Raw genomic sequence first — 18,318 nt, forward strand, 5'->3', positions numbered from 1 at the left:
CCATGAATGCAGTCATTCTTGCAGTGCTCGTGATGGTGACGCTGTCACTTCTTCGTGTGTCGGTGGTGTTTGCCCTGGTGGTAGGGGCCCTGGTAGGAGGGCTGGCGGGTGGACTGTCGCTGGATGACACGCTCAGCGCTTTCAATGATGGTGTGGGAGGCGGTGCCCAGGTGGCGTTGGCCTACGCCACGCTGGGGGCCTTTGCGGTCGCTATTTCTCGCTCCGGCCTGCCGGATTTGCTGGCCACGCGGTTGATCAAGCTGTTGGGTAAGGAGGCCACGGCAGCGCATCAGGCGCGGGTGAAAATGCTGCTGCTGGGCGCCGTGTTGCTGGTGGCGATTTCTTCTCAAAACGCCATCCCGGTGCATATTGCGTTCATTCCCGTCCTGATTCCGCCGCTGCTGGTGGTCATGAACCGCTTGCAGCTGGACCGCCGCGCGGTTGCCTGTGCGCTCACTTTTGGTCTGACGGCACCCTATATGCTTCTGCCAGTGGGCTTTGGGGCCATCTTCCTGAACGACATACTGCTGGCCAACCTGAATAGCGCAGGGGCGGCGGCGGGGCTCGACATCACTCGGGGCATGGTGCCCATGGCCATGGCGATCCCCGTGGGCGGAATGGCCATCGGGCTGGTCGTCGCCCTGCTGTTCAGCTATCGCGGTCAGCGCCACTACGCCGCCAAGCCGCTGGCCGCACCTGCGGGTGAGCAGGCGCATACGCCCGCCGAGCCTCATATGCTGGGGTTGGTCATGTCGGGGGTCGCCATCGTGGCTGCGCTGGGCCTGCAGCTGTATACCGGTTCCATGATCGTGGGCGGCCTGGTGGGCATTGGCCTGCTGTCATTGGGGGGGATTTTCAAATGGCGTGAGGCCGATGATCTGTTCACCAGCGGCATGCGCATGATGGCACTCATCGGTTTCATCATGATTTCAGCGGCAGGCTTTGCCGAAGTGATGAAAGCCACGGGGGATATCGAGGCTCTGGTGGCGGGCGCCTTCGAGCTGTTTGGTGACAATCGCGGCCTGGCTGCGCTGGTCATGCTGCTGGTGGGACTGTTCATTACGCTGGGCATTGGTTCATCGTTTTCTACTATTCCGATCATTGCCGCCATTTTCGTCCCATTGGCGATTCAGTTCGGGTTTTCGCCCATGGCCACCGTGGCCTTGGTGGGCACCGCGGCGGCATTGGGCGATGCGGGCTCACCGGCATCGGACTCCACTTTGGGGCCCACTGCCGGCCTGAACGTGGACGGCCAGCATGACCATATGTGGGATAGCGTCGTGCCGACCTTCCTGCACTATAACCTTCCGCTGATTGCGTTTGGTTGGCTGGCGGCCATGTCGCTTTGATCTGCGCATCATCCGAAAAAGGCCGCCAAATGGCGGGCGGCCTTTTTTGTCTGGCGGTTGGCGTGCGCTGCTTACTGTTTGGGCAGGTGTGCCTCGAAGGCGCTCAGTAGTCCACGGAGTAGCGATAATTCCTTGCGGCTTGGCTGGGCACGTGAGAACAGTGCCTGCAACTGCTCTTCGGTGCGTGCGTGGGGTTGGGTCAAAAAACCGCTCTCGTGCATGAGCCGACCCAGGTGTTCCTGAAAGTAGCCAAACTGTTCACGACTGGGCGGCGCCGCTTCCAGGGGCCGTTGATAGACGAAATCACTGTCGTCGCGCCGTCGCCAGGCGCGATGCACTTCATAGGCAAGAATCTGCACGGCTTGCGAGAGATTCAAAATGCCGTAATCCGGATTGGCCGGTATGCTGACTTGGTGGGTGCAGCAGCGGATCTCGTCATTGGTCAATCCGGAGCGCTCGCGGCCAAACACCAGCGCCACAGGGGCTTGATGGGCATTGACGATGACCTGACGTGCCATGTCGTCCGGTTCGTCGAAGTGGGGGAGCGGCATGCTGCGTAATCGGGCACTGGCCCCGACCACTTGAACGCAGTCCTGCAGGGCGTCTTCCAGGGTGCTGACGCAGCGTGCGTTGTCCAGCACATCGGTAGCGCCCGCCGCCAGTCGAGTGGCCTCTTCGTCAGGAAAAGCACGTGGGTTGACCAGCACCAGCTGGGTCAGGCCCATGGTTTTCATGGCGCGGGCGGTGGCGCCAATATTGCCGGGATGAAAGGTGTGTACCAGCACGATACGAATATTGGAAAGCACGGGACGTCGAACCTGAAAGCTGCCAAGAAGAAAGGGGATGGTAACACGCAAAGAACCCCGCCGAAGCGGGGTTCTGAAGGACGTTTTACGTCAGAGCGAGGTGGTGGGGCTCACATCATGCCGCCCATGCCACCCATTCCGCCCATGCCACCCATGTCCGGGGCAGCTTCTTTCTCTTCCGGGTCGTCGGCGATCATGCACTCGGTGGTGATCATCAGGCCCGCAACGGAACCGGCAGACTGCAGCGCAGTACGGGTCACTTTCGCAGGGTCGAGTACACCCATTTCGAACAGGTCGCCGTATTCGCCGGTCTGTGCGTTGTAGCCGAAGTTGCCTTCGCCATCTTTCACACGGTTGATGACCACCGCAGACTCTTCACCGGCGTTGGTGACGATCTGACGCAGCGGCGCCTGCATGGCACGCAGGGCCATGTTGATGCCGTGGTTCTGGTCTTCGTTGTCACCGGTCAGGCCTTGTACCTTGGCCATGACGCGTACCAGCGCCGTGCCGCCACCAGGTACCACGCCTTCTTCGACGGCAGCGCGAGTAGAGTGCAGCGCGTCTTCGACACGTGCTTTCTTCTCTTTCATTTCGACTTCGGTAGCTGCGCCTACGCGGATAACGGCAACGCCGCCTGCCAGCTTGGCAACGCGCTCTTGCAGCTTCTCTTTGTCGTAGTCGGAGGAGGTGTCTTCGATTTGCGCGCGGATCTGATTGACGCGTGCTTCGATGTCACCTTCTGCACCAGCACCGTCGATGATGGTGGTGTTCTCTTTGGTCATGGTGATGCGCTTGGCAGTACCCAGGTGATCCAGGTTTGCCTGCTCAAGGGTCAGACCGACCTCCTCGGAGATGACCGTGCCGTTGGTCAGGATGGCGATATCCTGCAGCATGGCCTTGCGACGATCACCAAAGCCGGGTGCCTTGGCAGCCGCTACCTTGACGATGCCGCGCATGTTGTTGACCACCAGCGTGGCAAGCGCTTCGCCTTCGATGTCTTCGGCGATGATGGCCAGCGGCTTGCCTTGCTTGGCAACACCTTCCAACACCGGCAGCAGCTCGCGGATGTTGGAGATTTTCTTGTCGACCAGCAGGATGTAGGGGTCTTCCAGCTCGACCGCCATGGTGTCCTGATTGGTGACGAAGTAGGGAGAGAGATAGCCACGGTCGAACTGCATACCTTCGACGACTTCCAGCTCGTCTTCGAAGCCGCGACCTTCGTCAACGGTGATGACGCCTTCTTTACCTACTTTATCCATCGCTTCGGCAATGATCTCGCCAATGCGCTTGTCGCCGTTGGCAGAGATGGTGCCTACCTGAGCGATGGATTTGGTGTCGGTGCAGGGCACGGACATGGCCTGAATTTCCTTGACGGCAGCGGTGACCGCTTGGTCGATGCCGCGCTTCAGGTCCATCGGGTTCATGCCAGCCGTCACGCCTTTCAGGCCTTCTGCAACGATGGCTTGAGCCAGCACGGTAGCGGTAGTGGTACCGTCACCTGCGGCATCAGACGTCTTGGAAGCCACTTCCTTGACCATCTGAGCACCCATGTTCTCGAACTTGTCTTTCAGTTCGATCTCTTTGGCGACGGAAACACCGTCTTTGGTGACGGTCGGGGCGCCGAAGGACTTGTCCAGTACCACGTTGCGGCCTTTCGGGCCCAGCGTGACCTTGACGGCGTTTGCCAGGATATCTACACCACGCGCCATGCGTTTACGAGCGTCATCAGAGAACTTAACTTGCTTAGCAGCCATGTTCGTTACTTCCTAAATTGAAATTGAACGATGAACGTAAATGGGTAGCCGAGGCGTCTTAGCCTTCAACGACCGCCAGGATATCGGCTTCACTCATGATCAGAACTTCTTCGCCGTCGATCTTCTGCTTCTCGACGCCGTAGCCGTCCTTGAAAATCACCGTGTCACCCACTTTGACATCCAGCGGGCGAACGTCGCCGCTTTCAAGAATGCGACCATTACCAACTGCCAGGATTTCGCCACGCGTGGGCTTTTCCTGTGCATTGCCCGGAAGCACGATGCCGCCAGCGGTTTTCTGCTCTTCTTCCACGCGACGGATCACAACGCGATCGTGCAAAGGACGGATATTCATGCTCACGTTCTCCTGAGTAGTGTCAAAGCCCCTTGGGGCCATTAGCTTGAAGGAATTTCCGTGGGCAGCACCCGCGGAAAGCGAAGGCCTGTTGCCTTCATGTCAATGGTAAGCCATCAGGCATTACCGAAGTTGTGTGCTGACTCAAAAGTGGGGGCTGGTCACTGCCTTTCAAGGGGGCGCTATAAAAAAAATTGCGGATTATCTGTGCGCCTGATCCGTTGCTGCTCAATGCCTGCGAGAAGACTCATCCTTGCTGATGAAGTCTCCTTCCAGCGGACTCTCCGAGGAGGTCGAGCCAGGCTCGTGCTGATGGGGTGGCTCACGCTCTGGGGCTGGGCCTTGACGGGTGACCAGCGAGGCCTTTACGCCTAGCCAGGCCATCAGCTTCAACAGCAGCTGCCGCGCGCTGGGAAGCAGGCACGCAATGCCCAGTGCATCCGAGAGAAAGCCGGGCGCCAACAACAGGGCGCCACCAAAAATCAGGGCCGCACCTGTGAGCACTTCCTGGGACGGGATTTCTCCCATCTGCATACGCTGGCGAGCACGCGCCAGGCTGGAGACTCCTTCCTTGCGAATCAAGTGCAGCCCGATAAACCCCGTGCCTAGCACCAGTGCCAGCGTCGCCAGAAGCCCGATCCGGCTTCCCACGGTAAAAAGAAGCACAAAGTCCAGTAGCGTGAACAGGGAAATAAAGAGAAGAATGGGCATGACCGACTCCAGAACAGGCGTAATGAGTCAATATGGTGTCAGAATTATAAAAAATAATCTGCATTGCCTGCAGCGAGCGCAAGCGTTGGCCAAGTCGATTTTTTGCTGACGGCTATCTATGCTGCAATGCACAATCCCTGATTTCGAAAAGGAGAGACGCATGCAGTTGAATGAGCAAGTGGTGGCGATTAGCGGAGGCGCCCGCGGGTTGGGGTTTGCCATGGCAAAACATCTGGGCGCACAAGGGGCGCGTCTTGCCCTTCTCGACATGAGCGGTGAAGCGTTGGACGAGGCCGTCTCGAGCTTGTCGGCGGCCGGTATCGAAGCGCAGGCGTTCGTGACCAATGTGGCAGATGAAGCCTCGGTGCAGCAGTCTTTTGCCGACATTGCCAAGCGCATGGGCGCGGTAAGTGGCTGTGTCAACAACGCCGGTATTACCGATGACAGCCTGTTGGTGAAAGCCAAAGAGGGGGTGGTGGAAAAGCGCATGTCGCTGTCTACCTGGCAGCGAGTGCTGGATGTCAACCTGACAGGCGTTTTCTTGTGTGGCCGAGAAGCGGTCACCCAGATGATCGAGGCCGGTCAGCCGGGTGTTATCGTCAATATTTCGAGCATTTCACGTGCGGACAACATGGGGCAGAGCAACTATGCGGCTGCCAAGGCGGGCGTACACGCGCTGACGGTGACCTGGGGCAAGGAGCTGGCCCGCTATGGTATTCGCACCGGTACCGTGGCGCCGGGTTTCATCGAAACCGATATGACGGCCTCCATGCGACCCGACATGCTGGAACGCATTGCCAGCAGCGTACCGTTGAAGCAGCTGGGGCAGCCCGAACATATCGCGCGCAGCGTCGCGTTCATTTTCGAAAATGACTACTTTACGGCCCGGATCATCGAGTGCGATGGGGGGCTGAGGCTGTAAAAGTTGTGCACGAGCACAGGTGCTTGCCAGTGCTCGTGCGCAAACATATGTTACTAAAACTCAAAGTAATCTCTCTGGATTGCCCGTTGGAAGTACATTTCAAGACGCAAAGTCATGGCCCAGCGGGGGTCATAGCTGTCTTCCCGTTGAAAATGTAGTTCTGGTATCACATCGCCAAAGAGAATGCTTTTATGCAGGTCTCTTCGATAGCGGGTCTGTAAATAGTAATTGGTCATGCGAGGGTTGGAAGCGCTCTCTCCGATCGCGATAGCGGAGTAACGTAGGGCGCTTCGATCATTCAAACGGTGATTGAGCTGTGCGACTTCGCTAAACTCAAGCGTATCTTCTTCCTCTCGCCATTGTACTGTCGTAATAAATCTCAGGTGATGGGTATCAGAAAGAGGGCGACCAATGTCCCATGTCGTGCGTGCAGAGTAACCTTCGTTGTTAAACCAGGAGACACGGTTAAATGATTCAAGCTGCCAAGGGCCTTCACCCAAATCCCACAAACGTTCACTGGTAAAACGCACGTAGGGGTCCAGTGGCATTCGAAGCCTCACGCCTGCGCCAATTCGGTTGCTCCAGGTTTCTCGTTTATCACGACGCTCCAGCCAGTCCAGGCCGAATGTTGAGGTGCTTCGGTCTCGCTGATCATTGTAAAGCCTGCCCGAGCCCTGATCTGCTAGCGTGCCTTGAGACTCCTCTGGATCGCTTTCGATGACCAGTCGTAAGCGCTCTTCTGTCAGGGGGAGGTCGATTCGATAACGAAGACTAATGTCGCCACTTGTGCCATCGCCTTCCATCCAGTCGAGCTCTTGCCCAAGTCGGAGGTACGAGTCGTTTTGAATAGTAGCTGTATCCCCACCACCAAAAAACGCATCAATATTTCGCGATGTGTTATCCACCCAACTGCCGACTTGTGCGCGGATGGGCTCTACGTGTTCTTCTGCCCACTCAGGTAGGTCGCTATCCTCATCTGCTAGCGCTGGCGGGTTCAATGCTGTGAAACACACACCTACGCATAAGACGGCTATCATTGGTTTCATTATTGGTTTCCCTGTTCATTATCGATCAAGTGCCTCATTGCGCTTTGTGCAGCTCAATCTCTTTTGCCCACTCTACAACGCGTTGACGGTCACGGCGACTGTTCATGCGCTGCGTATCCAGGTGAACCGGCACCAGTTGGCGTGTTGGCTCTGCCTGGAGCGAGAGGTGGAAGCGTCGGGCAGCCCCTACCGGCATGTCCTCCGAGCCATAAATGGCGATGACGCGTATCTCCAGCGTCAGCGTCTGCTCGCGCAGTAATGCGGCATCCAATTTCCAGTAGCGCGTCAGTTGCTGGACGATCGAGCCAAACGTTTGAATATGCAGGTAGTCGCCAGAGGGCAAGGGGCCTTGATGGGTGCGATAGCAGGCTTCTTCTTCCTCACCGCTTTGTTGCTGGTACTCGACGATATCCAGCGGGTAGGAACCTTCTGGAGTGTGCAGCACCGCCACGAGGTGCTGGATATAAATCGCTTCGCTGCTCATGTTGCTGATCAGGCAAAGCGCGTCGGTGCCTACTCCCTTGCCACGATTGACGATGATGCGGGGTCGTCGTTGGCGAACGTAGCCGTTGTAGAGCAGCTGCGCATAGAAAAGCCAGACGAACAGAGTACACACGCTGGCCACGGCAGAGATGGCCTGGGCGTGATCATTGAGCCATTGCATAGGTTGAGATCCTTCTCAATTGCCATCATGAGTCAACTGCAAAGATAGCGGAAGATGAACTGCATGCCAGCAGCAATCAATAATAGAGGGCTAGAAACAAAAAAATTCGGTTAGCATGGCGCTACCGAATTCTTGATCTTGCGCTAGTGGTAAAGAGTACCACACGACAAGTTGTAATTGGTGCGGATGGGGAGACTCGAACTCCCACACCTTGCGGCACTAGAACCTAAATCTAGCGTGTCTACCAATTCCACCACATCCGCAGAAGACGCTGCGTATACTACCAATAAACGTATGAATGTCAATGCAATCATCCTGTTTTAAACCAGTTGGCAGAGGAGGTGGCTATGCGAATGGTTCAGTACGTGAACCAGTGGTTGTCGCGCCAATTACCGGGCTACTGTGCGTTTTGCCTGTCGGCGGATTGCGGTGAGCAGGGGTGGTGCGCGCAGTGCTTTCGGGAGCTGCCTTGGAACACGCCGGCATGCCCGCAATGTGCCGAACCCTTGCCCGCTGGTGGGGGTGGGCGCTGTGGCCACTGCCTGGTAGCGCCCCCTGCCTTTACGCATACAACGGCGGCGCTACGCTACCTGGAGGGCGTGGCAGAACTGGTGCATGACTTCAAGTTTCATGGTTCCGCGCGAGCGGGAACGCTGTTGGTCGAATTGATGCTCTGCAAGCCTCCGGTGCAACTGGGGGGCGCGTTGTTGCCGGTGCCCATGCACCCTTCCAGGGCGCGCGAGCGAGGCTTCAACCAGGCCCAGTGGTTGGCCAGACAATTGGGAAAGCGGCTACAGCTTCCGGTGCTGGAGGCTGAGTGCCACAAGCGGCTACCCTCGCAACGGTCGCTGAATCGAGCCGAGCGTCAGCGTAACCTCGCAGGAGCCTACCGCGTGGCGGGGCCACTGCCAGAATGGGTCATCATCATCGATGACGTGGTCACGACGGGTGCCACGGGGCATGCGCTGGCGTTGGCGGCTCAGGCGGCGGGTGCCACGCGCGTGGACGTGTGGGCGGCGTCTCGCACGCCGCTGGAGAAGAGTTGATATACTGGCTGGCCCAATGAAAGGAGTGATCCATGGCGCACCCGTTTAGCAGCCTGTCGCCCGACCTGGTGATGTCGGCCATCGAGTCGGTGGGTATCTGGCCCGCAGGCGAGCCCTTTGCCTTGAACAGTTATGAAAATCGCGTGCTGATGTTTCGCGATGAAGAGGGCGAGCGCTGGGTGGTCAAGTTTTATCGCCCCGGACGTTGGGCGGATGCCGCGATTCAGGAGGAGCATGACTTCTTGAAGGAGCTGGCGCTGGCCGGTGTCCCTGTGATCGCGCCATGGTGCTCAGCTGATGGCGTTTCATTGCATCACTTCCAGACTTTCCGCTTTGCGCTTTTCCCCCAATGTGTAGGCCAGGCGCCAGAGCTCGATAACCCGGCACACCTGTTTGCGCTGGGAAATGTCTTGGGGCGCTTGCATGATGTTGCCGCTCGCCAGCGGTTTCAGCATCGGGAGAGTTTGTCGCTCACAGATGGCGTTACCGATGCCGCGCAGCGAGTCCTGACAAGCCAGCATTTGGATAAGTACCAGTCCCGGGCATACCAGACCGTGGTGGAAAAGTTGATGGGGCAGTTGGCGCGCGTGTCGCTAAGCCCCGACGCCTATCTGCGGGCTCATGGTGACTGCCATCTGGGTAATATTTTGGGGCGGGATGATGACTTTACGCTGGTGGATTTCGATGATTGCCTGATGGCGCCCGCCATCCAGGATGTCTGGATGCTGCTGCCTGTAGACGACCCTGAGCTTTGGCGTGGGCAGTTGGATGAGTTGATCGAAGGGTATGAAGAGGTGAGGGCATTCCCCGAGCATGAGTTGGTGTTGATCGAACCATTGCGCGCCTATCGCTTGATTCGTCACGCGGCCTGGCTGGTATCTCGCTGGGATGATCCGGCTTTTCCTGCTGCTTTTCCCTGGGTGGCAGAACGGGGGTACTGGGATCAGCACATTCGTCTGCTCGAACAGCAGAGCCTGCAGCTGGAATCGCCTGTATGGCTTGCTGGAGGCAATCGTTAAGCTGGCCTGGCACCGCCAGGCCAGCCTGCTCACGCCGTTGCTGGTGTCAGCTTATTGATTGCCTGTGGGCGCCTGGTCAGGGTCGGGGCGCTCGCTGGGGATAGGGTTGGCGACGCCATCCCCGTTGGCCTGCCTGCGCGTTGCATTGATTTCGGCGGAGGGGTTGTCCTGCGCATCGATACTGACGTTTTCATCCAGGGTCAGTAGAAAGGCCTCGCCTGGGGAGAGTTCACAGTTACCCGACGGGCACTCTATCCCGTATTGCCCATCCATCGCGTAGGCGCTGGCGGCAAACGTTCCCGAATAGATGGCGCTTTCACTGCCTTCGGTCTCGATGCAAGTAGCATCTTGCGTGGTGATACGTATCCGCTCGCCGCTCAGTTGGGCAGTAGCCACCATCAGGCAATACTCTGGCAGCTCGTGTGAGCTACCCTCGGCCTGGGCAGGGTGAAGGAGAATGTCGTTGTGACGAGCGTGCTGGCTATCGAAGCGCAGGGATTCGACCACCTCTACGCCCACGCTGGCACCACTGGGCAGCGTCAGTTTGGGTTCTGCTGCAAGCACGGGGGTGATGATCGCTGTGCCCATCAAGGCCGTTAGCCAATAGGCTGATGATTTAAATGACATAATTGGATCTCAAATAGTGCACCCGCCTATTTGGCAGGAAAATTGTGCCTTTATAATAGCACAGCACCGATAAGCACGAAGGGGGGTGCGTGTCACTCTGCCACAGCCACTTCATGTGCGTTAGAATAGGCAGTTGCATTACTGCGTTGTACATAATTTATTTTAAGGTATATTTTCTGTATAAGTTTTTGCTCGCGGCGGGTAAGGCAGTCATAGGGCTGACCCATGAAAGGGCTTTGATGTCTGTGCCGAGCCATTCGTGGCGAGACAGATTCCCCAAGGCGATCCAGTAAAAGCGAACACGCACCGAATGAAGAGGCCTAACATGACCGACGAAATCGCCCAGCATTACCGTCAAATTATTACTGCCCTGGGAGAGAATCCTGATCGTGAGGGGTTGCGTGATACACCCAAGCGCGCTGCCAAGGCCATGCAGTTTTTGAATGCGGGTTACCAGCAGTCGTTGGAAGAGCTGGTCAATGGCGCTGTCTTCGCGTCGCAAACCGATGAAATGGTGCTGGTGAAAGATATCGAGCTCTACTCCATGTGTGAGCACCATCTGCTGCCTTTCATTGGCAAATGTCACATCGCCTATCTGCCGAGCGGTAAGGTGCTGGGGCTGTCCAAGTTCGCACGTATCGTGGATATGTATGCACGTCGCATGCAAATCCAGGAAAATCTGACCCGTGAAATTGCCGAAGCGGTGCAGCAGGTCACTCAGGCCAAAGGGGTGGCCGTCGTGGTCGAGGCTCGCCATTTGTGCATGATGATGCGTGGCGTCGAGAAGCAGAATTCGAGCATGACGTCGTCGGTCATGCTAGGGGGCTTCCGCACCAACCAGGCAACACGGCAAGAGTTTTTGACGCTCATCAGCTAGGGTCGATACGCACTCAGTTAAGGTACGATACGTACAAGGATTCCTGACGAGAACTTGGTCAAGAGTGCCATTTCGTCTTAGCATGAAGAGGTCAATGAGCCTGCAAGGCCATCCTCTGGTCAGGAGTTTGTCATGGAAGCGCTGAGAGAAACACAGCTTTACTGCCCATTTGCCTATATCGACGGCAGTTGGGTAGCCGCCGACAGCGGCGAGCAAATCAAGGTGGTGAACCCCGCTACGGGTGAGCTCGTAGGTGATATGCCCAAGCTGGGCAAGGCAGAAACCGAGCGCGCCATCGATGCTGCGTACGCTGCACTGCCTGCCTGGCGCGGAATGACAGCGCAAGAGCGTGCCGACGTGTTGATGAAATGGCACGATCTGATGATGGAGCATCAGCAGGATCTCGCCATGCTGATGACCTATGAGCAGGGCAAGCCGATCAAGGAAGCCGCCGGCGAGATTGCCTATGCGGCCAGTTTTCTACGCTGGTTTGCCGAAGAGGCACGTCGAGTCTACGGCGAGACCATTCCTGCAGCCAAAGCCAATCAGCGTATCGTGGTGACCAAGCAGCCCGTGGGCGTTGTCGGTGCCATTACGCCGTGGAATTTTCCGGCGGCGATGATCACCCGTAAAGCCGGTGCTGCCTTGGCAGCGGGCTGTACCATCGTCGTGAAGCCTGCCAGCCAGACGCCGTTCTCGGCGACCGCCTTGGCGCTGTTGGCAGAACGGGCGGGCGTGCCGCGCGGTGTGTTCAACGTCGTGCCTGGGCGTGCGGCGGATATTGCCGAGGCGCTCACTCACTCTTCCAAGGTGCGCAAGATCACCTTTACAGGCTCGACCGAGGTGGGCAGCCAGTTGATGGCTCAAGCCGCTGAGCACGTTCAGAAGATTTCCCTGGAATTAGGTGGCAACGCGCCCTTTATCGTGTTTGAAGACGCCGACCTGGACGCTGCCGTCGAAGGCGCCATGGCCGCCAAGTTCCGTAATGCGGGGCAGACGTGTGTCTGTACCAACCGCTTCCTGGTGCAGTCCAGCGTCATCAATGCGTTTTGCGAGAAGCTGGCCGTGGCCATGAACAGCGAGCTGAAAGTCGGTGACGGGACGCGAGAAGGGGTCAATATTGGCCCGCTGATCGATGAAAATGGCGTCAAAAAAGTCAGTGAGCACGTTCAGGACGCCATCGACAAGGGCGCCGAGCTGTTGCTAGGGGGCCACCCGCATCCATTGGGGGGGAATTTCTTCACGCCCACGTTGGTCAGCTTTGCCAACGACAGCATGAAAGTGGCCCAGGAAGAGACGTTCGGCCCCTTGGCAGCGGTGTTCCCCTTCGATGAAGAGGAGACGGCGGTCGAGATGGCCAACGATACCCAGTATGGTCTGGCCGCATATTTTTATTCGCGTGATCTGGCCAGGGTGTGGCGCGTGGCCGAAGCGCTCGAGTATGGCATGGTGGGGATCAACACCGGACTGATTTCAAACGCGGCCGCACCCTTTGGCGGTGTCAAGGCATCCGGCCTGGGGCGTGAAGGAGGGCATCAGGGGCTGGAGGAGTACCTGGAAACCAAGTACCTGTGCATCGATCTGGGGTGACCCTCAAAAAAACCCCCTGCGAAGTGCTTCGCAGGGGGTTTTTAAAGGCTTAGTGGCGGAAGTGGCGCATGCCGGTGAAGACCATGGCAATGCCCGCTTCGTTGGCCGCATCGATAACCTCCTGGTCACGCATTGACCCACCAGGCTGAATCACCGCAGTGATGCCAGCCGCCGCGGCGGCATCGATGCCATCGCGGAACGGGAAAAAGGCATCTGACGCCATGACGGAGCCAGGCACCGTGAGCCCTTCATCGGCAGCCTTGATACCCGCAATTTTGGCGGAGTAGACGCGGCTCATCTGACCTGCGCCCACGCCAATCGTCTGGCCAGCCTTGGCATACACGATCGCGTTGGACTTGACGAACTTGGCCACGCGCCAGGCAAACGCCAGATCACGCAACTCTTGCTCGGTGGGCGCACGCTCGCTGACCACCGTCAGCTCCGCTTCACTGACCATACCCTCGTCGCGCTCCTGGACCAACAGCCCGCCATTGACGCGCTTGAAGTCGTAGGCAGCCTGTGGTTGGCCTGGCCAATGTGCGCTGACATCCAGTAGGCGCACGTTCTGTTTTTCAGCCACGATAGCGGCCGCTTCATCGCTTACCCCGGGGGCAATGATGACTTCCACGAACTGACGATCAACGATGGCGCGAGCGGTGGCGGCATCCAGGGCGACGTTGAAGGCGATAATACCGCCAAAGGCGCTGGTAGGATCGGTGGCAAATGCTTTGTCGTATGCTTCCAGAGCGTTGGCGCCCACCGCTACTCCGCAGGGGTTGGCGTGCTTGACGATGACGCAGGCGGTGTCATCGAAAGCCTTGACGCACTCGAAGGCAGCATCGGTATCGGCCACGTTGTTGAAGGAGAGCGGCTTGCCTTGAAGCATGCGAGCGGTAGACACGCTGGGCTCGCTGGCCTCGGGGTCGACGTAGAAGGCTGCCTGCTGGTGCGGGTTTTCACCGTAGCGCATGTCCTGCTTCTTGTGCAGTTGCAGGTTGAACGTGCGCGAGAAGGTGGTTTCTTCGCTGGCCACCTTACGGCCCAGGTAGTCGGCAATGGCGCCGTCATAACCCGCCGTGTGCTCGAAGGCTTTGACGGCCAGGTCGAAACGCGTCGGCTGAGTCACCTGGCCGCCATGCTCGGTCAGCTCGTTCAGCACGCGGGAGTAGTCGTCCGCGTTGACGACGATAGTGGTGTAGGCATGGTTCTTGGCGCAGGCGCGCACCATGGTGGGGCCACCAATATCGATGTTCTCGATGGCATCTTCCAGCGTGCAATCCGGTTTGGCGATGGTGGCAGCGAACGGGTAGAGGTTCACCACGACCATGTCGATGGGGCTGATATCGTTATCGGCCATCACGGCGTCGTCCTGACCGCGACGGGCCAGAATGCCACCATGGATTTTGGGGTGCAGGGTCTTGACCCGGCCGTCCATGATTTCCGGAAAACCGGTATGTTCGGAGACTTCGGTCACGGGGACGTCGTTCTCTTGCAGCAGTCGGTAGGTGCCGCCGGTCGAGAGCAGTTCGACGCCATGCTTCACGAGGCCCTGTGCGAACTCGACAATGCCGGTTTTATCGGAGACGCTCAGCAGGGCGCGGCGGACGGGGGTAGCGGTGCTATCAGCCATGGGAGTGCTCATGTATCAGGTTCAGGGTTGGAACAGCCAGGTTTAAAAACGGCAACGCCCCTTAAGGGGCGTCACGATCGATCAGTCCATACAGCTTGAGTTTCTTGCGCAGCGTGCCACGGTTCAGGCCCAGCACGTCGGCGGCACGGGTCTGGTTGCCGTCGGTATGCTCCAGTACGCAGGCCAGTAGCGGTGCCTCCACTTCGGCCATCACCATGGCATACAGGTCCGATGCCTGACCTCCATCAAGGTGCTCGAAGTAGCGACGCATGGCCGTTTCCACGGCTTCCCGCAGCGGTTGAGGCTGGGCCGTGGTCGCCGGGTCCGCCAGGGTGCCCGCCAGTGGCGATGAGCTTTCGCTTGAGAGCAGGTCGCGTTCAGTCATGCGGCATGGGTTCCTTTGGCTAGCAAGCGCTGGGAGGCGCTATGGGTCATGGCGTCATCAATCCATTGAAACTGCGCATCGGGTGATGCGAGCGCATTGAACTGCTGTTTCAAGCGGCGCTGCTCGGTATGGGTAAAGCGTGAGTCTTCATCGAGGTACCAGCCTACATGCTTGCGCGCAATGCGCACGCCCATGGTATCGCCGTAGAACGCGTGCAGGGCGTGCAGGTGCTCGGTCAACACCTGGCGGCGCTCTGCCAGCTCAGGGGCGGGCAGGTGCTCGCCATGGGTCAGGTAGTGAGTGATTTGCTGGAAGATCCACGGGTTGCCCTGGGCGCCACGACCAATCATGACCGCATCGGCGCCGGTATGGCGCAGCACGCGGGCCGCCTTCTCTGGAGAAGTGATGTCGCCATTGGCAATGACGGGAATGGTGAGTCGTGACTTGATCTCGGCGATGGTGTCGTATTCGGCTTCGCCCGTGTAGCGCTGCTGGCGGTGGCGTCCATGCACGGCCAATGCCTGTATGCCTGCCGACTCGGCCAGTTGGGCAATCCGCAGACCATTGTTGGAGTCGGCGCACCAGCCCGTGCGAATCTTGAGCGTTACGGGAATATCGACGGAATTGACCACCGCGTCGAGAATCTCGCCCACCAGGGCTTCATCGCGCAGCAGCGCGGAGCCAGCGGCCTTGTTGCACACTTTCTTGGCGGGGCAACCCATGTTGATGTCGATGATTTGCGCGCCCAGTTCGGCATTCAGGCGGGCTGCTTCGGCCAGCATCTGCGCATCGCCACCGGCAATTTGTACCACCCGGGGCGCCGGTTCGCCTTGATGATCCATACGCAGCTGCGATTTGCGCGTGTGCCAGAGCGAAGGATCAGACGTGACCATTTCACCCACCACCCAGCCCGCCCCCAGGCGCCGGCACAGCTGCCGGAAAGGGCGATCGGTGACACCGGCCATGGGCGCAAGTATCACGGGGTTGGGCAGTTGATAAGGCCCAATCGCAGGGGGCTGGATAGTCATCATGGTCATGGCGGTGCACTTTGATAGGCATGAAAACGACGAATAGCGCGTTTCAAGGGAGCGTATGATACGCCTACTCGCCGAAGTAATGAAGGAAAGCGCAGCAAATTATGCGGGTCTCCAGCCGGTCAAGCGTACCCAGCCTTCACGCAGGGTTGGCTCTTCCATGATAAGTCCTTGGGCTTCATATGCTTCCAGTACGTCGTTGGCCTGTTTGGCAAGAATGCCCGAGAGCGCAATGTGGCCTCCGGGTGCCACGTGGCTGGCAATCACGCCCGATAGTTCGACCAGCGGGCCGGCCAGAATGTTGGCCGTCACGATAGGGTAGGTCTGGTCATCGGCCAGTTGCTCGGGGTAGTAAAGTGACAAGGCCTGTTCGGCAATACCGTTGCGCTGCGCATTGTCGCGACTGGCTTGCAGCGCCTGCGGGTCGATGTCGGTTCCATCGGCGCTGGACGCCCCCAGTTTCAGGGCAGCAATGGCCAGAATGCCTGAGCCGCAGCCCACGTCCAGTACGCGCTGGTGGGTCAGAACGCCTTGCACGGCCAGGTGGTCGAGCCATTCCAGGCAGAGTGCGGTGGTGGGGTGGGTGCCGGTGCCAAAGGCCAGGCCGGGGTCCAGGATCAGGTTCACCGCCTCTGCTTCGGGGGGCTCCAGCCAGCTGGGCACGATCCACAGCCGCTGGCCCATGCGCAGGGGAGTGAAGTCATCCATCCATTCCCGTTCCCAGTCCCGGTCGGCCAGCAGCTCGTACTCGATGGTGGGGCAGGGTTCGCCGGGCATGTGTTCTGCCCAGGCGGCCTCGATACGCTCCAGCATCTCGCTGATGCCATCAAGGTCGTCATACAATCCCGTCAGGACGGTGTCTTGCCAGAGCGGCGTGGTGCCACGCTCCGGTTCGAAGACGGGGTCGTCGTGGGCATCCTGAAGGCCGATGGCCGTAGCACCCTCGTCCAGCAGCAGTTCTTCCAGAAGTTCAGCTTGCTCAGGAGCAACGTGCGCTTTTAATTGCAACCAGGGCATGAGAAGTCTCCACGGGGTCAGTGAAAGGTCATGAAACGCTCACGGGGTGGCAATGGCCACCCCGTGTAGACAACCTGGCGTTACTCCGATGAGGAGACGTCAGGTTTGCAAGCATCAGCTCACTACCTAGCTGCTCAGCTTCTTTTCCAGGTAATGGATGTTGACGCCACCCTGGCGGAAGTAGCTGTCTCGAACCAGGTCTTTCTGCAGGTCGATATTGGTCTTGATACCTTCCACCAGCAGTTCGTCCAGCGCATTGCGCATGCGGGTCAGCGCGATGTCGCGATCGGCGCCCCATGTGATCAGCTTGCCGATCAGCGAATCGTAATGCGGTGGAACGGTGTAGCCCGTGTAAAGATGCGAGTCCATGCGAACGCCCAGGCCACCTGGGGCGTGGAACAGCGTCACTTTGCCGGGAGACGGCATGAACGTGCGGGCGTCTTCGGCATTGATACGGCATTCGAAGGCATGCCCATTGAGCTGCACGTCTTCCTGGCGAATCGACAGCGGCATGCCGGCGGCGATGCGCAGCTGCTCCTTGACGATATCCACGCCAGTGACCATCTCCGTCACGGGGTGCTCTACCTGGACCCGGGTGTTCATCTCGATGAAGAAGAACTCACCCTCTTCGTAGAGAAACTCGAAGGTGCCGGCGCCGCGATAGTTGATCTCGATACAGGCCTGACGGCAGGCTTCCAGAACCCTGGCGCGTGCCTCGGGGTCCAGGCCGGGCGCTGGGGCCTCTTCCAGCACCTTTTGGTGGCGGCGCTGCAGGGAGCAGTCCCTGTCGAACAGGTGAATCGCGTTACCTTGGCCATCGGCAAGTACTTGCACCTCGACATGGCGCGGCTTCTCGAGAAACTTCTCCATGTAGACCGTGCCGTCACCAAAAGCAGCATGCGCTTCGGTGCGGGTCACGGTAATGGCAGACAGTAGGTGCCCTTCGGTATGCACCACGCGCATGCCACGCCCGCCGCCACCCGCCGCTGCCTTGATGATCACCGGGTAGCCAATGCGGCGCGCAGTGGCCATGTTGGTGGCATCGTCATCGCCCAGAGGGCCATCCGAACCGGGAACGGTTGGTACGCCTGCTGCCTTCATGGCCTCGATGGCGCTGACCTTGTCGCCCATCAGGCGAATGGTGTCTGCGCGGGGGCCGATAAAGGTAAAGCCAGAGCGTTCTACCTGCTCGGCGAAGTTGGCGTTCTCGGAAAGGAAGCCATAGCCCGGGTGAATCGCGCTCGAATCCGTCACCTCAGCGGCGCTGATCAAGGCTGGGATGTTCAAGTAGGATTGCGCGGAAGAAGCAGGGCCGATGCAGACGGCTTCGTCTGCCAGGCGAACGTGCATCAGCTCGCGGTCGGCTTTGGAGTGAACCGCTACGGTCTTGATGCCTAGCTCTTTACACGCTCGCAAGATGCGTAGGGCTATCTCGCCGCGGTTCGCGATAAGTACCTTGTCCAGCATGGGAGAGTCCACCCGTATCGTA

18 protein-coding genes and 1 tRNA gene are annotated in these 18,318 nt (G+C 58.8%); 6 read left to right on the top strand and 13 right to left on the bottom strand.

Annotated elements, in window-relative coordinates; all coding sequences use genetic code 11:
• Window positions 1–2 precede the first annotated feature (2 nt).
• Entirely contained in the window at window positions 3–1,349 is a 1,347-nt protein-coding gene (locus CWI66_RS00250) for a Na+/H+ antiporter family protein (RefSeq protein WP_016913700.1), read from the top strand.
• A 71-nt stretch (window positions 1,350–1,420) separates the two neighbouring features.
• Here the strand turns inward: CWI66_RS00250 and CWI66_RS00255 are convergent, their stop codons facing one another.
• The 4 genes from CWI66_RS00255 to CWI66_RS00270 form a co-directional block, all read right to left on the bottom strand.
• On the bottom strand, window positions 1,421–2,155 hold the full coding sequence (locus CWI66_RS00255; protein ID WP_016913701.1) for an RNA methyltransferase: 735 nt from the start codon (window positions 2,153–2,155) through the stop codon (window positions 1,421–1,423).
• A gap of 110 nt (window positions 2,156–2,265) precedes the next feature.
• Window positions 2,266–3,909 (bottom strand): chaperonin GroEL, encoded by a 1,644-nt coding sequence (groL, locus tag CWI66_RS00260; RefSeq protein WP_081137258.1) that lies wholly within the window; start codon window positions 3,907–3,909, stop codon window positions 2,266–2,268.
• A gap of 58 nt (window positions 3,910–3,967) precedes the next feature.
• Entirely contained in the window at window positions 3,968–4,261 is a 294-nt protein-coding gene (locus CWI66_RS00265) for a co-chaperone GroES (RefSeq protein WP_016913703.1), read from the bottom strand.
• A gap of 228 nt (window positions 4,262–4,489) precedes the next feature.
• A complete protein-coding gene (locus CWI66_RS00270; RefSeq protein ID WP_096923073.1) occupies window positions 4,490–4,972 on the bottom strand; it encodes an FxsA family protein in 483 nt (160 codons plus the stop codon).
• 160 nt (window positions 4,973–5,132) lie between these two features.
• On the opposite strand from CWI66_RS00270, the gene CWI66_RS00275 reads away from it, so the two are divergent.
• On the top strand, window positions 5,133–5,894 hold the full coding sequence (locus tag CWI66_RS00275) for an SDR family oxidoreductase (RefSeq protein WP_100730586.1): 762 nt from the start codon (window positions 5,133–5,135) through the stop codon (window positions 5,892–5,894).
• Window positions 5,895–5,947: 53 nt separating this feature from the next.
• Here CWI66_RS00275 and CWI66_RS00280 read toward each other — a convergent pair whose 3' ends face one another.
• The 3 genes from CWI66_RS00280 to CWI66_RS00290 form a co-directional block, all read right to left on the bottom strand.
• The gene (locus tag CWI66_RS00280; protein ID WP_394427508.1) at window positions 5,948–6,931 is read right to left on the bottom strand and encodes a hypothetical protein; all 984 of its coding nucleotides are present in this window, start codon (window positions 6,929–6,931) and stop codon (window positions 5,948–5,950) included.
• Window positions 6,932–6,974: 43 nt separating this feature from the next.
• Window positions 6,975–7,604 (bottom strand): hypothetical protein, encoded by a 630-nt coding sequence (locus CWI66_RS00285; protein WP_100730588.1) that lies wholly within the window; start codon window positions 7,602–7,604, stop codon window positions 6,975–6,977.
• A 178-nt stretch (window positions 7,605–7,782) separates the two neighbouring features.
• Window positions 7,783–7,867, bottom strand: a tRNA-Leu gene (locus tag CWI66_RS00290).
• An 84-nt stretch (window positions 7,868–7,951) separates the two neighbouring features.
• On the opposite strand from CWI66_RS00290, the gene CWI66_RS00295 reads away from it, so the two are divergent.
• Together CWI66_RS00295 and CWI66_RS00300 are read left to right on the top strand one after the other, a co-directional pair.
• A complete protein-coding gene (locus CWI66_RS00295) occupies window positions 7,952–8,650 on the top strand; it encodes a ComF family protein (protein ID WP_026001673.1) in 699 nt (232 codons plus the stop codon).
• A gap of 32 nt (window positions 8,651–8,682) precedes the next feature.
• The gene (locus tag CWI66_RS00300; protein WP_100730589.1) at window positions 8,683–9,669 is read left to right on the top strand and encodes a serine/threonine protein kinase; all 987 of its coding nucleotides are present in this window, start codon (window positions 8,683–8,685) and stop codon (window positions 9,667–9,669) included.
• 51 nt (window positions 9,670–9,720) lie between these two features.
• Here the strand turns inward: CWI66_RS00300 and CWI66_RS00305 are convergent, their stop codons facing one another.
• Entirely contained in the window at window positions 9,721–10,296 is a 576-nt protein-coding gene (locus CWI66_RS00305) for a hypothetical protein (protein WP_198517411.1), read from the bottom strand.
• Between the two features lie 325 nt (window positions 10,297–10,621).
• Here CWI66_RS00305 and folE point away from each other — a divergent pair, with 325 nt between their 5' ends.
• Both folE and CWI66_RS00315 read left to right on the top strand, forming a co-directional pair.
• Window positions 10,622–11,173: a GTP cyclohydrolase I FolE gene (folE, locus tag CWI66_RS00310; RefSeq protein ID WP_016913712.1), complete on the top strand. Its 552-nt coding sequence runs from the start codon at window positions 10,622–10,624 to the stop codon at window positions 11,171–11,173.
• Between the two features lie 132 nt (window positions 11,174–11,305).
• On the top strand, window positions 11,306–12,763 hold the full coding sequence (locus tag CWI66_RS00315; RefSeq protein WP_016913713.1) for an NAD-dependent succinate-semialdehyde dehydrogenase: 1,458 nt from the start codon (window positions 11,306–11,308) through the stop codon (window positions 12,761–12,763).
• Between the two features lie 49 nt (window positions 12,764–12,812).
• On the opposite strand, the gene purH is transcribed toward CWI66_RS00315, so the two are convergent.
• From purH to accC, 5 genes are all read right to left on the bottom strand, one after another.
• Window positions 12,813–14,393 carry a bifunctional phosphoribosylaminoimidazolecarboxamide formyltransferase/IMP cyclohydrolase gene (gene purH / locus CWI66_RS00320; RefSeq protein WP_100730591.1) on the bottom strand — a complete coding sequence of 527 codons (1,581 nt, stop codon included), beginning with the start codon at window positions 14,391–14,393 and terminating at the stop codon, window positions 12,813–12,815.
• 61 nt (window positions 14,394–14,454) lie between these two features.
• On the bottom strand, window positions 14,455–14,778 hold the full coding sequence (fis, locus tag CWI66_RS00325; RefSeq protein WP_016913715.1) for a DNA-binding transcriptional regulator Fis: 324 nt from the start codon (window positions 14,776–14,778) through the stop codon (window positions 14,455–14,457).
• Window positions 14,775–15,815 carry a tRNA dihydrouridine synthase DusB gene (dusB, locus tag CWI66_RS00330; RefSeq protein WP_100730592.1) on the bottom strand — a complete coding sequence of 347 codons (1,041 nt, stop codon included), beginning with the start codon at window positions 15,813–15,815 and terminating at the stop codon, window positions 14,775–14,777. The genes fis and dusB overlap by 4 nt, the downstream gene beginning before the upstream one ends.
• 99 nt (window positions 15,816–15,914) lie before the next feature.
• Window positions 15,915–16,829 (bottom strand): 50S ribosomal protein L11 methyltransferase, encoded by a 915-nt coding sequence (gene prmA, locus CWI66_RS00335; protein ID WP_100730593.1) that lies wholly within the window; start codon window positions 16,827–16,829, stop codon window positions 15,915–15,917.
• Window positions 16,830–16,955: 126 nt separating this feature from the next.
• On the bottom strand, window positions 16,956–18,296 hold the full coding sequence (accC, locus tag CWI66_RS00340) for an acetyl-CoA carboxylase biotin carboxylase subunit (RefSeq protein ID WP_100730594.1): 1,341 nt from the start codon (window positions 18,294–18,296) through the stop codon (window positions 16,956–16,958).
• Between the last annotated feature and the right edge of the window lie 22 nt (window positions 18,297–18,318).

Source organism: Halomonas sp. 141, assembly GCF_002810305.1.
GTDB classification, from domain to species: Bacteria; Pseudomonadota; Gammaproteobacteria; order Pseudomonadales; family Halomonadaceae; genus Vreelandella; species Vreelandella stevensii.

Bases quoted from the DNA above. Each gene is read 5' to 3' on its own strand.
- CWI66_RS00250 (WP_016913700.1), top strand. From the start codon at position 3: ATGAATGCAGTCATTCTTGCAGTGCTCGTGATGGTGACGCTGTCACTT.
- groL (WP_081137258.1), bottom strand. From the start codon at position 3,909: ATGGCTGCTAAGCAAGTTAAGTTCTCTGATGACGCTCGTAAACGCATG.
- CWI66_RS00265 (WP_016913703.1), bottom strand. From the start codon at position 4,261: ATGAATATCCGTCCTTTGCACGATCGCGTTGTGATCCGTCGCGTGGAA.
- CWI66_RS00270 (WP_096923073.1), bottom strand. From the start codon at position 4,972: ATGCCCATTCTTCTCTTTATTTCCCTGTTCACGCTACTGGACTTTGTG.
- CWI66_RS00275 (WP_100730586.1), top strand. From the start codon at position 5,133: ATGCAGTTGAATGAGCAAGTGGTGGCGATTAGCGGAGGCGCCCGCGGG.
- CWI66_RS00280 (WP_394427508.1), bottom strand. From the start codon at position 6,931: ATGATAGCCGTCTTATGCGTAGGTGTGTGTTTCACAGCATTGAACCCG.
- CWI66_RS00285 (WP_100730588.1), bottom strand. From the start codon at position 7,604: ATGCAATGGCTCAATGATCACGCCCAGGCCATCTCTGCCGTGGCCAGC.
- CWI66_RS00295 (WP_026001673.1), top strand. From the start codon at position 7,952: ATGCGAATGGTTCAGTACGTGAACCAGTGGTTGTCGCGCCAATTACCG.
- CWI66_RS00300 (WP_100730589.1), top strand. From the start codon at position 8,683: ATGGCGCACCCGTTTAGCAGCCTGTCGCCCGACCTGGTGATGTCGGCC.
- CWI66_RS00305 (WP_198517411.1), bottom strand. From the start codon at position 10,296: ATGTCATTTAAATCATCAGCCTATTGGCTAACGGCCTTGATGGGCACA.
- folE (WP_016913712.1), top strand. From the start codon at position 10,622: ATGACCGACGAAATCGCCCAGCATTACCGTCAAATTATTACTGCCCTG.
- CWI66_RS00315 (WP_016913713.1), top strand. From the start codon at position 11,306: ATGGAAGCGCTGAGAGAAACACAGCTTTACTGCCCATTTGCCTATATC.
- purH (WP_100730591.1), bottom strand. From the start codon at position 14,393: ATGGCTGATAGCACCGCTACCCCCGTCCGCCGCGCCCTGCTGAGCGTC.
- fis (WP_016913715.1), bottom strand. From the start codon at position 14,778: ATGACTGAACGCGACCTGCTCTCAAGCGAAAGCTCATCGCCACTGGCG.
- dusB (WP_100730592.1), bottom strand. From the start codon at position 15,815: ATGACCATGATGACTATCCAGCCCCCTGCGATTGGGCCTTATCAACTG.
- prmA (WP_100730593.1), bottom strand. From the start codon at position 16,829: ATGCCCTGGTTGCAATTAAAAGCGCACGTTGCTCCTGAGCAAGCTGAA.
- accC (WP_100730594.1), bottom strand. From the start codon at position 18,296: ATGCTGGACAAGGTACTTATCGCGAACCGCGGCGAGATAGCCCTACGC.